This window comes from Lysinibacillus sp. NPDC096212 (assembly GCF_044763105.1).
Lineage (GTDB): Bacteria > Bacillota > Bacilli > Bacillales_A > Planococcaceae > Lysinibacillus.
Genome location: NZ_JBIWFQ010000042.1, coordinates 7,967 through 21,895 on the forward strand (window position 1 = coordinate 7,967; position 13,929 = coordinate 21,895).

The window sequence follows — 13,929 nt, forward strand, 5'->3', positions numbered from 1 at the left end:
ATGTTTTCTGCGCGAAAGCGAAGCGACAGCAGCAATTATGCCAAGGAATAATTAGTATAGCTCACAGTTTCTGTCAATAAAAGTATGAGATAAAATGAGAGAGTGACGAAAAACTTTCACATATTATTAGTTAGCAAAATGGCGAAATATGCGTTAAAATGATGGATATAAAGAGGAGGTGGCTTTAATGGGTGGTATTGGTCCTATGAGCCTCATTATTATCGGAATTGTCGCATTACTAATTTTTGGTCCTAAGAAGTTACCAGAGCTTGGTAAAGCATTTGGTTCAACATTACGTGAATTCAAAAATGCTACTAGAGGATTAGCTGACGAAGATGATGATGACAAGAAAAAGAAAGAATTAGATAAGTAAAGTTAGGATGTTTGTGGAATGAATCCAAGAGATCTAACTGTCATTGAGCATATAGAAGAATTAAGAAAACGGCTTTTCATTGTTGCCGTTTTCTTTGTTCTCGCTATGGCTGGCGGTTTTTTTGTTGCGAAGCCGCTTGTTAAATACCTTCAATCTACTGGGGCGAATTATAATATTGAGCTTCATGCATTTGATGTAGTAACACCACTTGCAATTTATATCCAAGTCGTTTTTTTAATAGCATTTATCCTATCTTCTCCGGTATTGATGTATCAATTATGGGCTTTTATTAGTCCAGGATTAAGGGACGTAGAACGAAAAGCAACCTTAAGCTATATACCGTATTCGTTTATATTGTTTTTAGCAGGGCTATCTTTTTCATACTTTTTACTATTCCCTTACGTCATAAAGTTTATGATGAATTTATCAAATGAATTAGAAATTCAGCAAACGATTGGAATACATGAATATTTTTCGTTTTTATTTAAACTTACAATACCTTTTGGTTTCCTTTTCCAATTGCCGATTGTAGTCCTGTTCTTTTCGCGTATTGGGATTTTATCTCCTGAGTTACTAATTCGTATTCGTAAGTACTCATACTTTGGTTTATTTGTATGTGCTGCTTTAATCGCACCGCCTGAATTAGCTTCGCACTTAATGGTTTCAGTACCGTTGTTTGTTCTTTATGAAATTAGCATTATGATTTCTCGTATTGGCTATAAGAAATACTTAAAATCAGAGGAAATGCGAATGAAGGAAGAACAAGAGGCTGAGCAAAAACGCCAGATTGAAGAGGCGCTTGAACAGCAGAGACGTCAAATCGAAGAATTGAATCAATAATAATAGAAGCTCGATGCTAATTAGTAGCATCGAGCTTTTTCGTCAGCTTAACTTTAAATAAAAATCAGTGGGAAGAAAAACTCCCACTGATTTTTATTGCATTTTTTCTAGTTCTTCAAGAAACTTTTGCAATGGTTCTGCATACAATTGTACAAGCGTCACAAAACCATTTAGCATAACGTGGGCGATAATGGACGTCCAAATGCGTTTTGTTTTGTGATATAAGAAGGCAAAAATCAATCCGCAAATTGTATAAAGCAAGATATGTGTGAAGTCGAAATGAATAAGGGCAAAGAAAATGGCGCTTATTATACCGGCTATCCAGAAATTCGTTGTTTGGACAAGCGATCCGAAAATAACACGACGGAAAACGAATTCTTCTAATATTGGCCCAAACACGACAATCGCTAATATCGCAATAGGAGCGCCTTTTGCAATAGCTACAATATCAGCTGTGTTTTCCGATCCACCTTGGATACCGAATACAGCCATTTCGATAGCTGCGCCAATCATTTGGCCGAAGAAAACTAAGAAGAAACCGATAATTCCCCACATAATTGACAGTGGTATAGTTTCTTTCTTTCCTTTATAAATATTCCAAAAAGCTTTATCGCGAGATGTTAGGATTAAGCTTAGAATTAACGCAATGGCAAAGCTAAGTGCGATATACCAGCCTTGAGTAAGCGGAGCAGCTTGCTCACTAGGCAAACCGGTTGTACTCATGACCATCTTGTGAAACGGTTTTGCCAGTAATATCCCTGATATTTGCATGAGGATATAGATCAGTAAAACATAAAGGGCTGTTTTTTTATGTTTAGTTATTTTTTGAGAATTGTTCACAGTCAAAATCCTTTCCATTCATTATGCTACCTTTCTATTGTAGAGGAATATGGAAAGAAAACAAAATTTTTCGAAGTTCTGACTTGCAAAAAAAAGTGTGATTGATTATCATAATAATTGTATTAGCACTCGACTAGATAGAGTGCTAATAAACTTTCAAGTATATAATTAATTAATAGGAGGTTGTTTCACTTGTTAAGACCACTAGGAGATCGTATTGTAATCGAACTAATCGAGGTAGAAGAAAAATCTGCATTCGGTATTGTACTGCCAGACTCTGCAAAAGAAAAACCGCAAGAAGGTAAAGTTGTAGCAGTTGGGACGGGTCGTATTTTAGAGAACGGGCAACGTGTAGAGCTTGACGTAAAAGTTGACGACCGCATTATTTTCTCAAAATACTCTGGTACAGAAGTTAAATATGAAAGTAATGAATACCTAATTTTACGCGAAAGCGATATTCTTGCAATTATTGAATAAGTTAATACTTTTAAAGTAAATGCCTTTAGTGATTGTCATAGATAAACAAAAAAATAGATGGCAATGACAGTATGGCGAAATTTTTATAAATATATTGATGAAGCTTAACGAATATTCCATTTCAGGAGGGTAAATTCAAATGGCAAAAGATATTAAATTCTCAGAAGACGCTCGTTCATTAATGCTACAAGGTGTAGATAAATTAGCAAACGCAGTAAAAATTACTCTAGGGCCTAAAGGTCGTAACGTAGTTTTAGAAAAAAAATTCGGTTCACCACTTATTACAAATGATGGTGTAACAATTGCGAAAGAAATCGAACTAGAAAACCCGTACGAAAACATGGGGGCAAAATTAGTAGCAGAAGTTGCTTCTAAAACAAACGAAATCGCTGGTGACGGTACAACAACTGCAACAGTATTAGCGCAAGCAATTATTCGTGAAGGCTTGAAAAACGTAACAGCTGGTGCAAACCCTGTAGGCATTCGTAAAGGGATCGACAAAGCAGTTGCAGCAGCCCTTACAGAATTACACGCTATTTCTCGCCCAGTAAGCAACAAAGAAGAAATCGCACAAGTTGCGGCAATCTCTGCTGCTGATGATGAAGTAGGGCAATTAATTGCAGAAGCAATGGAACGTGTGGGTAACGATGGTGTTATTACAATTGAAGAGTCTAAAGGCTTCACAACTGAACTTGATGTAGTTGAAGGTATGCAATTCGACCGTGGCTATGCATCACACTACATGGTAACAGATACAGATAAAATGGAAGCGGTATTAGATAACCCATACATTTTAATTACTGATAAAAAAATTACAAACATCCAAGAAGTATTACCATTATTAGAACAAGTGGTACAACAAGGTCGTCCACTATTAATCATCGCTGAAGATGTTGAAGGTGAAGCTCTTGCAACACTTGTAGTGAACAAACTTCGTGGTACATTCAATGCTGTAGCGGTTAAAGCTCCAGGATTTGGTGACCGTCGTAAAGCAATGCTTGAAGATATCGCAATTTTATCAGGTGGTCAAGTAATTACAGAAGAACTAGGCTTAGACCTTAAATCAGCTGATATTACATCACTTGGTCGCGCTGCGAAAGTTGTTGTTACAAAAGACAACACAACAATCGTAGAAGGTGTTGGCGGTGCAGATGCAATCGAAGGCCGTATTGGTCAAATCCGTGCTCAGCTTGCTGAAACAACTTCAGAATTCGATAAAGAAAAATTACAAGAACGCCTTGCAAAATTAGCAGGTGGTGTAGCAGTAATCAAAGTTGGCGCTGCAACAGAAACAGAACTAAAAGAACGTAAACTACGCATTGAAGACGCTCTTAACTCAACTCGTGCAGCAGTTGAAGAAGGTATCGTATCAGGTGGTGGTACGGCACTTCTTAACGTATATGCAGCAGTTGAAAACGTTGCAGATGCAGAAGAAGGCGACGTAGCAACTGGTGTAAAAATTGTTCTACGTGCTTTAGAAGAGCCAGTTCGTCAAATCGCAAACAACGCTGGTCTTGAAGGCTCAATTATCGTGGATCGTCTAAAACGCGAAGAAATCGGTGTTGGCTTCAACGCTGCAACTGGCGAATGGGTAAACATGATGGAAGCGGGCGTAGTAGATCCAGCGAAAGTAACTCGCTCAGCTCTACAAAACGCAGCATCTGTCGCAGCTCTATTCTTAACAACAGAAGCAGTTGTAGCAGACATTCCAGAAGCAGCTCCAGCAATGCCAGATATGTCTGGTATGGGCGGCATGCCAGGAATGATGTAATCTACGGCTCCAGTCAAAAAAATCACTTCTCAAATTGAGAAGTGATTTTTTTATGCTTTAGCGAATATTTTTTAGTGAATCACTGATAGAATATGGACAATCGCTGATAAAAGTAGCAAAATCGCTGATAAGCCTCCGACAATCGCTGATGAAAGTAGCAAAATCGCTGATAAACCTCCGACAATCGCTGATAAAAGTAGCAAAATCGCTGATAAAATCCCAACAATCGCTGATAAAGTGGAGCAAACCTGCTAATAAAAAACTCCGAAAAAGTAGCTTAGAGTTATTCTTTTTGCTTCAATCTAAAATCAGGAGAAATATAAGAGATAAGCGCATAATCGATTTCTTCTCCTGCTTGAGTTGATAATTGCACAAGTAAAGATTCTTCGGTATTTGTGGGATGTATAGCGCTTGTTTTTATAGTAACCACTTGAACACCGGTTCTTCTTGGATATACAACAACGACCACCTGATTCCCCAACGTATAAACTGCCGTAATATCAGATTGGAACGCGACAATATATAAATCTAAATCCGATTCATTTTGAAACAATGGAATCGTGAATCCCATATTTTGTTCAAAGTCGTACCATTCGGAAAGAGCAACATCGTAATTCGTAAATAGTCGATGCAGTGCATAATGAATTCTAGTTGGAACATAGCTCCACCGACCGATTGAGCTATGCCAATACTCTTCATAAGCGGGTCTCTTATAGCCAGGATTATTGACGATAACCTCATAAGGAATAGTAGTGCCATTCTCGATCAATTGTGAAAGTGTAACAAATTTTGATGGAGGAGTTAATTCTGGAAAAGGAGGATCAGCAATTGTTTGGGGTTTTATCGGCTCAAGGTTTTTCAAACGATTTTCTAGGCCTTTTATTTGTGCTTTAAGTCCATTTAATCTTCTCAATTCTTTTGCATCGAAAGAAGATACAATGCTCAAATTAATTAATAGTAGACTAATCATACATAAAGTTATTTTTTTTACGTTACACATAGATACACCTCTCTATATACTGTGCTCATTAAATGCGCGAATATGTAGGATGGCTGAGAATTTTATAGACATGTTTTCACTTCCATAGTTTTTTTATCAAAAATAGTTTCTAATAAACAATAAAAAGGCAATCCATTAGTTCGTATTTGAACTTCTGGATAGCCTTTTTGCTAAGTCATTTATCTTGGACTTCCAATATGTCAGGTGACAAATCTACATTCCTGGTAGGTTTAATCCAGGGAATCCTGGTAAACCTGGTTGGCCTGGTAAGCCAGGATATTGCCCGCCTGGAAATGGCATCGGACGTGGTGGATATGGCTGCGGAGGACGCGGTGGATATGGTTGTGGCGGATATGGCTGCGGAGGACGCGGTGGATATGGTTGTGGCGGATATGGCTGCGGAGGACGCGGTGGATATGGTTGTGGCGGATATGGCTGCGGAGGACGTGGTGGATATGGTTGTGGCGGATATGGCTGCGGAGGACGTGGTGGATATGGTTGTGGCGGACGTGGTTGCGGAGGACGCGGTGGATATGGCTGCGAAGGTCGTGTCGGATATGGTGATGGGTTTAAAGATGGATATGGGCTACCAGAAGGCATGGTAGGGTGAAACGGAATGTTAACATCAAGATCTTCGGGATTAAATCCAGGATTGACCAATGAAACACACCTTTCTTCGTTTTTTCTTTTCTAACATATGCCTACTATTAGGATTGTCATAGGCACTAAACTAGACGAATGATTGATAAGGGTATAATTCATTAAAATATAAAATGTTATAAAAAATATCAAATTTAATTATAATAGAAGAAAATATCATTAAAGGATGTTTAAATAAATGACCATTATAAAAATCAAGAAAATAAAAGTACAAAATTTACGAAATGTACGTCATGGTGAAATTATGTTAGCGGTAAATTTTGAGACGTTTCTTAAGTCAAATGTTGTAGGCTTATACGGACAGAACGGTTCTGGAAAAACAACTATTGTTGATGCATTTGGCTTGTTAAAGGCACTTATCTCCGGCTGGATCGCTGAAATTAAATTACCATCTCAGGAAAAGAAATTAATTATGGCAGGGGAGGATACAGCAAGTATTGAGTTCGAGTTTCTAGTAGAAAATCAATTTGGCACATTTTTTCTTAATTATTATGTAGAGTTACAAGAAGATGAAAACAGACTGTACACAACGGTTGAACGTGTAGCTTACAGAGAAAACGAGAAAGGGAAGCGTTCAAAGATTTTAATTAATGTTACAGAGGAAGACATACAACTACGTAAAGCAAATCTTTCTGATATGAATGAAAAAACGCGTATCCAATTACTAGTCACTCATCAATTAGCTAAAAAACAATATATGTCCTTTGTCTTTCACAAAGATATAAAGCCGTTATTACAAGACAGGTTGTCAGAGCTAGAAATGCAATTGCTTCATAATTTAGCAATAGATTTTAATCAGGATTTACATGTCGTTAATAATCAAAATATCGCACCATTATTTGAAGAGCGTAGTATGCCTTTTAGCATCCATCTCGAAAAAACTCGTGGTTCTATCCCTTACAATTTGAAGGGGCCAGCGTTATTGCAAGAGGACGCATTTTACGTGTTATGTGAAGTAATAGAGCAAAGTAATCAAGTATTATCAGCGATTATTCCAGGTCTGTCTATAAAGATTAATGTACTTACAAAACAAACTATGGATAATGGAGAAAAAGGAATTCGTTTTGAATTTTTATCGCAACGAGGGGATCGCGAATTACCGTTACGGACAGAGTCAGAAGGAATTTTGAAAATTATTTCTGTACTTAGTGTGCTCATTGCAGTTTATAATAACCCAAATGCTTGTATAGTAATAGATGAATTAGATTCGGGTGTTTTTGAATATTTGTTAGGCGAGTTGTTAACAGTGATTGATGAGGGCGGAAAAGGTCAACTTATTTTTACGTCTCATAATTTACGTGTGTTAGAGGTGCTAGCTATTAAAAACTTATGGTTTACGACAACGAATGAAGATCGTCGTTATATACAGCTAAAGGGTATTAAAGAGGTAAATAATGCTCGAGATGTTTATTTACGTGCAATTCAGTTGGGCGGGCAGGATGAAGATGTTTATAAGGAAACGAAGACATTTAAAATTAAGCGTGCCTTTAGAAAAGCGGGTGTCCAGCATGACTAAAAAAGTTCTTTTAATCATTGTAGAAGGGCATACAGAGCAAATTGTTTTAGAGGATTTTCTAGATGAACATTTTGCAAATTCAACGATTCGCTTCGATGTACAACGGGAGGATATTTTAACGAAATGGGATGCTAATAAACGGATACCTAATATTAAAAATAGTGTTACACGAGTGATTCAGAACTATTTGGAGAAGTATAAGTTTTTAGCGAAGGATTTAACCGCTGTCGTTCATATTACTGATGCAGATGGTTGTTTTATTGCCCCTGAATTTGTCAAGGTGAAGGAAGATATTGAGCAAAATTTATTCTATACAGAAGATGCAATATTAGTGAAATCAGAGAAGCGTAAAGAGCAAATCGAACAACGAAATGAAATGAAGGCGAATAATGCTAAAATCCTTATGGCAAATGATCATTTTAGCATTCATCGATTAAGAATACCGTATCAGCTATTCTATTTTTCTACAAACTTAGAGCATGTACTATGGAATGAACGTAATGAAGTAGCGACGGAAAAGGTGCAAAAGGCTGATGAATTTATGGAAAGATTATCGAGCTCCATAGAAGAATTTTTAAAAGAATATGTCCCAGTTAACCCAGAGCTTCCGTATAAAGAAAAAATGAAAATGAGCTGGTCATTTTTAATGGAGGGCTGTAATTCATTACAGCGCGGAACGAATGTACCGTTATTATTTGAAATGATTAAATCAGATGTACAATAAAATGCCCTCCGATGTTCAGTGGAGGGCATAGATGGTGACTATCATTTCGATGAGATTAAGGTGTCATAGTATAGCTCTTCGGCAAAACGAGGGGTTGATTTCCGTTCCGACTGGGCGCTTTGTCGCTGACGCTTCGCTTTCGCACAGGGCAAAGCTTCCTGGGGGCGTCCGATGAGCCGCTTCACTCGCGATGCTCGCTCCAGGGTCTCGGGCCAACAGATGTTTTTTGCGCGAAAGCGTAGTGCTAACGTAGCGTCAGCAGCACCGATGTTGGTCACGAAGGCGTTATCACAGGACGTGATGGTTTTAGCCTTCGTTCCTTTATTGCTGATCCCCAAGGAGTCGCCCAGTCTCCACTCCAATCAACCACTTCACTTAGCATGTCACTCTAATTTATAGGGGACTTCAGCAACAATTCTGTGCAAAAGCGTAGTGCTAGCAACAACAAATGTGCGAGTAGCCTGGGACGGAAATCACCTTTATTTAAAGAACCACAACATTCACAAAGAACTCTCTGACCATTTTGTTTTCAACACTATAAATGCCCTCCAAAACGGAGGGCATTGGAATTTAACAACTGGGGAGGGAAATCAACTAGCGACCGTTTTCGTTTATGCACAAATTTCTTTAGCGCGTTTGTTCATAGCTACGGATATGTCCTAGAATAGCAGGATCTTTAATTTTTGTATCTTCACTTAGCAGTAAAAGTTTTGACATAATTTCGGCTGTGCGTGGGTCGTCATCCACCATTGGTAAGAAAATGCGTCCACGGTGCTGAGATGGTACGGCGAGTATTGGAATCATTGATCCACCCACTTGATGAACAACACCACTACCTAAGTGCAATGAATAGCTTGCGAGTTTGCCTTCAATAAGTGCATGTTGTTTTTTCACTTCAACATTCGTTAGCTTTAATAACTTCGCTAATTCCTCCACAATGACACTACGCATATCAATTGTAGAATGGCTTGCTTCTGGATCGACACCACCAACATGTGCAACACTTACAACGAGGTCAATATCCCGCATCACTTCAGAGAATATCGTTGCAGGAATGTCATCTAATGCTATGTCTTTACCTGTTAAACGATTGTAGAAATAGACGCCCTCAATTGCTGGTGCTTCGATATCTGCTGGCGTAAACCAATCTGCTTGCGCATACAAGGAGGCAACGATGTTTTCCTTGTAATATACTTTTCGTGGTCCTTCATCATGACTAATTTGCCATCCTCGTGTTTTTAGAAGTGCAACCGTTTGAGACGGATTGACTTGATGTCCCGCATAGCGCAATGATCTTTTTTGCCCTTTTTCATCCGCATTCATTACATACAGCTCGCGGAAAATTTGCTTAAATGGCTGTTTGATTTTTTGTTCAAACATAGAAGTTTGCCATTGTCGCCATTGACCGCTTTCAAGTAGGTGATACGGATGGGCAATCGTTAATGTTGCTGTCGGAGTAAGTGAAACTATTTCATCTGATAGTAGCTTAAGTCCATCCTCAGTTAGCAATCCGAAATGCCCTTCATTTTTAAAGACGAGTTTTTGAAGAAGCGGTGCTAAAATCGGATGCTCTAATAAATTGATCAGCTCTTCGGCAGAGAATTTAGTTTCAAGCTCCATCGCCTGTTCAAGTGCGGGGCGTGCTCGTTTATATTGCTCTAGCAATTCTTTTCGCGCCTGTTGTAACGCTAAAACTTGCTCTTGCTTTTTCAGAGCAGCAGGAATATTTTTTAGTCGTTTCCCGTCTTTTTCAACGATAATCGTAACATTTGCATCTTCTTCAATTTGTAAATGTGCAGTAATATGTTCAATCTGTTGTGTATGGAATAAATGTTTTATATCGGTAAAGGCTGATAGCTCCATACGCCATGTGAAGCGTGTTGTTTCGCCATCTCCTGCATTTCGCGCTAAATTTTCAAGCGCAATGCTAGCTGCACGTGCTTCGCTCGCACGACGCTGTGCTCCAAACTGTTTGCTGTCCTTTACAAATTGCTGGATAAATTGATAGCGAGTTAGTGCATCCTTTTGATCCGAATTTTTCAATGGAATCAGACCGAGTGCACGTAATTTATCTTTATTACGTTTATCACGAATTTCTTCCATTAACGGTTTTGGGCTAAGCTTACCTATAGCTGTATCTGCATAAAGCTGTGCCCGACGGTGGTTAGCTCCCTCCGATGCGTATTTTGCTGCATCATAGACGAGTTTGAATTGTTTAGCACCTAGTGTTTGATAGGCACTTTGGAACCAAGCTAAATCAAAGGCACCATCACGGAAATCGTCAGCAGTAATATTTGAGAAAAGGGCAATCTGATCTTTAGCAAAATCCGATAAATAGTCGGTTGTATGGGCGATAAAGTACCAAGCTGATTCTTTTAATCCTTCCCAGCCAATTACTTCACTAACAAGGTCTATCCAATGCTGGTTATACATCATTGCTTCAATTAGGCGCTCTTTTGAAATATCTGTTTTTTTCCATGCATTTTTTAATTGCTGTGCATTTTCATCTTTTTTAGGATAGCAGCTTGCAAGGAGACGAGAGAAAACATCCTTCTTCGTTTCAGCCTGCCAAATATAGCCGCGAGCAAGCTTTTCACCATCAAGTGCTTGTAAAATTTTTAAGAAATAATCAATACCCTCGAAATAGGAAATGCTTCTAGTGAGCTCTGTTACTGCTGTAGGAATATCACCGCGCATAAGCTCTATTTCTAAAATTCGATCAATGGCCTGCTCACGAACAGCAAAGAATTTCGATAAGTCTTCAAATGACTCTTTATAATGTTCTATTAATTTGTTTGGAGCAACCAACATCTCAGACGCTAGCGTATCTGTAAAGATGGCTTCAAATAAATGATCCTGAGTGAATAAACCTACATTAAAAGCATCTAAATATTGGTATAATTTTAGAGAGTAAATACTCGGGCTATATTGCTCTTTCTGCATCCTCCTTGATAACTCTTCATTGATGGCCAGCATTTTGACAAATTCACCGTAAGTCTTATAGGCTAAGAAACATCGATCAACAAAGGTATCAATAACATCTAAATCTACTAATGATGAAGTAGAGCGATAAAAATAGTCCTTATCTCGTACCTCTAACTTCCACTGCTCAGCAGGTATTTGTGTTAACAGCTGAAGCATAATACCGATTGCTTGCTCAAAAGCGTTAAATTCTGGCGAATGCTCTTCAAGTAATGTGACAGCCTTTTTATGAAGCTCCTGCTCTCCAACAATATTATTTAAATCAAGAGTAAGGACAGTGAAAATTTGTTTCATTGTTCGCTGATATTTTAATGCTTGGAACTTAGTAACGAGACCTTTTATTTCTACATAATTAAAGAATGGAGTGATTAAGGTTTGTGCTGCTTCGCTCAGTTCATGTGCCGCAGGATGTTCAGATAGATTGTTATAAAAGTTAAAATAGGCTAAATCCTCTACACTGAATTTGGACGTCTTTATCCACTGGAGAATGTCATCTGGTATCGGATATACATCAAGACTTGCGTTTCGATTATTTTCTGCTTTTGATGCAACGACATTAAATGTTTGTCCTAATGTTGTTGTGATTGGCGTATCATCCCATTGATATTGATATGTCTCATACTCATATTGGGCATTAGCATCTAATAGTTGAATGAGCTGCTCGAGCTTTAATATAAGCTTCTCTATATCATAATCAAAGAATTTTTCTAGTGGCATTGTTTCTTGTAAATATAAAGGAACTAGTTGCTGCCATGCTTCCATGCCATTCATCTTTATATCTGTTTTTGAAATGCTGTCATATTGAATAGGAGGGTGTGGCGTATATAAACCAAAGCCATTGTCCTCGTTATATTCTGGTACATCACTAGTTAACAATTGATCTAACAACACTTGCTCAGTTTTTGTTATTTTTGGAAGCTGGTCGCATAATGCTGTTATTTCCTCGCTAGTTAGGTGATATTCTTTAGAGGCCTCTAACAACAATTCTAGCCCTCCAAGTCGCTTCAACTGCTTCTTGTCCTGAATAAGTCGCTCAGCGCTTTGCAATATTTTCTCCTGCGGCTGTAGCTTTAAGAGGGAAATAGCTTCCTTTCGAAGTGAACCTGATTTATTCGCTAAAAGGTCCTCAATTTTTAAAATTTCATCGTCTGTAAGTGTTAGTGATTGTATCTTTTTCAATGCAAGGGAACGATTAATGGAGCTTCGATCTCGTAAAGCGCTAAATAGAAAATCACGTTTTCCTTGCGTAGTAATATCAAGACAATAAATATTAAGAAGGCCGATTCTACTTGTAGGAGAGTAAGAATCTGCATTCGAAATAATACGTTGAAATAGCTCTTCATCTTGTAAATGATTGGCCAAAATTATTTGTGTGGAAATTAAATCTTCTAATGACAAGTGTGCATAGACGAATGATAAAGGTTTTCCTGCAATCGTAATACCATCTTTCGTAAGTTCACCCTTTGCCCATTCAAGCTGTTCAAATAGAAGGTATTCAATGCCTTGCAGTTGGGTATTTTCCTGCAAGAACTTTTGTATATCTGTAATCCAATCGTTAGCCCAAGCATATTCACTATTAATATAGTTATTTGCGTTTAGGAAATTCCCCCAAGCAAATGTAAATAGCTCAATATCCTTTGTTGTTAAAATGAGACCCTTAACAAACGGAGCAGTGAAGGAAACTTTCCCTAGATTTTTCAAAAATACGAGCGTTGTCAACTGGATATGCTTTTCGCGTTGTAACAACTCTGGCAAAATAGTATCGAGCTTCGAATAATCCTTCGTTGAAATTGTCCATAGTGCTACGTAAATATCAATCGTTCGTTCACTTTTTAATAGCTCTAGTGTGAAATAATCGTCTTCAATTGCTCGAATCGCTAATGACAATACTTCCTCTGTTACTTTTTGATTTTCAAAGCTATTATAGCCAAGCCCCATCCAAGTATCGACTGCGCGAATAACTGAGGAGAAACGAGTTAGCTGATGCTCCTGAATAAGCTTCATAATGGTAAGCTGTGCCTCTAATGTGCCATGATCAATATTTTCAACAATGGCTTGGCGTAGTCCCTCTTGACGTGCAGCAGCAACTAATAGTTTACCGAGTGCCTCATGTAGGCGAGTATTTGTTGATTTGAAAATCCCTCTTATTAGTGGATATCCAAAAAAACTGCCTTGATGCTCGTCAAATAATATATGTTCAACGGCTTCTTCCATAGCAGGATTTTCTAATGACAGTTCTTCAGCAAGCATTTGTTCAAAAACATTAAAAGGCATTACCTTCATATTTTCATTTTTAACCACAAAGCAGCTGTAATTAGGGTATGAACCATGCTCATATTGATTGTGATTCATCAATAATTCCTGTAGATTCATTTCTTCAAATGTCAGCATTTCTACAATTAATTGTAAGCATTGAAAAAGGTGGTCCTGTACGGAATGTGTAGATCGAAATGACCTACGCATAATGTCAGTCTGAAAAATTGTTGTATCGTAACGTAATATCAATTTCTTAATAGTTTGAGCACGTTCTTGCGATGAAAATAGTGTTAGTACATCGAAAAGGGTTCCGGTAAATAGCTCCTCAAGTGTCATGATCTCCAAATCAGCAATTTGCTGTTTAATGGAAAAATCGCGATCATCCATATATTGAAGTAATGCTGTAGCCATTGGTTGAATGGCTTTTGGTGCAGTATCTATTTTACTTTGGAATTGGTTTTTTTGATCGTTTGATAGTGTCATGGAAATC

The 13,929-nt window shown here is 38.0% G+C and carries 10 protein-coding genes; 7 read left to right on the forward strand and 3 right to left on the reverse strand.

From position 1 onward, the window contains the following. Positions 1–187 precede the first annotated feature (187 nt). The gene (locus tag ACIQ7T_RS26005) at positions 188–373 is read left to right on the forward strand and encodes a twin-arginine translocase TatA/TatE family subunit (protein WP_370083189.1); all 186 of its coding nucleotides are present in this window, start codon (positions 188–190) and stop codon (positions 371–373) included. Positions 374–391: 18 nt separating this feature from the next. Then, a complete protein-coding gene (gene tatC, locus ACIQ7T_RS26010) occupies positions 392–1,213 on the forward strand; it encodes a twin-arginine translocase subunit TatC (protein WP_370083187.1) in 822 nt (273 codons plus the stop codon). A 93-nt stretch (positions 1,214–1,306) separates the two neighbouring features. Here tatC and ACIQ7T_RS26015 read toward each other — a convergent pair whose 3' ends face one another. Beyond that, positions 1,307–2,071, reverse strand: coding sequence for a CPBP family intramembrane glutamic endopeptidase (locus ACIQ7T_RS26015; protein ID WP_370083185.1), 765 nt, complete (start codon positions 2,069–2,071; stop codon positions 1,307–1,309). 174 nt (positions 2,072–2,245) lie between these two features. Between ACIQ7T_RS26015 and groES the strand changes: the two genes are divergently transcribed. Together groES and groL are read left to right on the forward strand one after the other, a co-directional pair. Continuing rightward, positions 2,246–2,530, forward strand: coding sequence for a co-chaperone GroES (gene groES, locus ACIQ7T_RS26020; protein WP_370083183.1), 285 nt, complete (start codon positions 2,246–2,248; stop codon positions 2,528–2,530). A 139-nt stretch (positions 2,531–2,669) separates the two neighbouring features. Next, on the forward strand, positions 2,670–4,301 hold the full coding sequence (gene groL, locus ACIQ7T_RS26025; protein ID WP_370083181.1) for a chaperonin GroEL: 1,632 nt from the start codon (positions 2,670–2,672) through the stop codon (positions 4,299–4,301). A gap of 283 nt (positions 4,302–4,584) precedes the next feature. Here the strand turns inward: groL and ACIQ7T_RS26030 are convergent, their stop codons facing one another. After that, the gene (locus ACIQ7T_RS26030) at positions 4,585–5,301 is read right to left on the reverse strand and encodes a hypothetical protein (protein WP_370083177.1); all 717 of its coding nucleotides are present in this window, start codon (positions 5,299–5,301) and stop codon (positions 4,585–4,587) included. 197 nt (positions 5,302–5,498) lie between these two features. Between ACIQ7T_RS26030 and ACIQ7T_RS26035 the strand changes: the two genes are divergently transcribed. The 3 genes from ACIQ7T_RS26035 (at position 5,499) to ACIQ7T_RS26045 (ending at position 8,201) form a co-directional block, all read left to right on the forward strand. Further along, positions 5,499–5,906 (forward strand): hypothetical protein, encoded by a 408-nt coding sequence (locus tag ACIQ7T_RS26035; protein WP_402874764.1) that lies wholly within the window; start codon positions 5,499–5,501, stop codon positions 5,904–5,906. A 233-nt stretch (positions 5,907–6,139) separates the two neighbouring features. Further along, on the forward strand, positions 6,140–7,477 hold the full coding sequence (locus ACIQ7T_RS26040) for an AAA family ATPase (protein ID WP_370083173.1): 1,338 nt from the start codon (positions 6,140–6,142) through the stop codon (positions 7,475–7,477). Further along, positions 7,470–8,201 (forward strand): hypothetical protein, encoded by a 732-nt coding sequence (locus ACIQ7T_RS26045; RefSeq protein ID WP_370083171.1) that lies wholly within the window; start codon positions 7,470–7,472, stop codon positions 8,199–8,201. Before ACIQ7T_RS26040 ends, ACIQ7T_RS26045 begins: the two co-directional genes overlap by 8 nt. 627 nt (positions 8,202–8,828) lie before the next feature. Here the strand turns inward: ACIQ7T_RS26045 and ACIQ7T_RS26050 are convergent. Further along, positions 8,829–13,922, reverse strand: coding sequence for a DUF4132 domain-containing protein (locus ACIQ7T_RS26050; RefSeq protein WP_402874767.1), 5,094 nt, complete (start codon positions 13,920–13,922; stop codon positions 8,829–8,831). Between the last annotated feature and the right edge of the window lie 7 nt (positions 13,923–13,929).

What these genes read in the sequence shown, in the direction of transcription:
- ACIQ7T_RS26005 (WP_370083189.1), top strand. Translation starts at nt 188, where the DNA reads ATGGGTGGTATTGGTCCTATGAGCCTCATTATTATCGGAATTGTCGCA.
- tatC (WP_370083187.1), top strand. Translation starts at nt 392, where the DNA reads ATGAATCCAAGAGATCTAACTGTCATTGAGCATATAGAAGAATTAAGA.
- ACIQ7T_RS26015 (WP_370083185.1), bottom strand. Translation starts at nt 2,071, where the DNA reads ATGGAAAGGATTTTGACTGTGAACAATTCTCAAAAAATAACTAAACAT.
- groL (WP_370083181.1), top strand. Translation starts at nt 2,670, where the DNA reads ATGGCAAAAGATATTAAATTCTCAGAAGACGCTCGTTCATTAATGCTA.
- ACIQ7T_RS26030 (WP_370083177.1), bottom strand. Translation starts at nt 5,301, where the DNA reads ATGTGTAACGTAAAAAAAATAACTTTATGTATGATTAGTCTACTATTA.
- ACIQ7T_RS26035 (WP_402874764.1), top strand. Translation starts at nt 5,499, where the DNA reads ATGTCAGGTGACAAATCTACATTCCTGGTAGGTTTAATCCAGGGAATC.
- ACIQ7T_RS26040 (WP_370083173.1), top strand. Translation starts at nt 6,140, where the DNA reads ATGACCATTATAAAAATCAAGAAAATAAAAGTACAAAATTTACGAAAT.
- ACIQ7T_RS26045 (WP_370083171.1), top strand. Translation starts at nt 7,470, where the DNA reads ATGACTAAAAAAGTTCTTTTAATCATTGTAGAAGGGCATACAGAGCAA.
- ACIQ7T_RS26050 (WP_402874767.1), bottom strand. Translation starts at nt 13,922, where the DNA reads ATGACACTATCAAACGATCAAAAAAACCAATTCCAAAGTAAAATAGAT.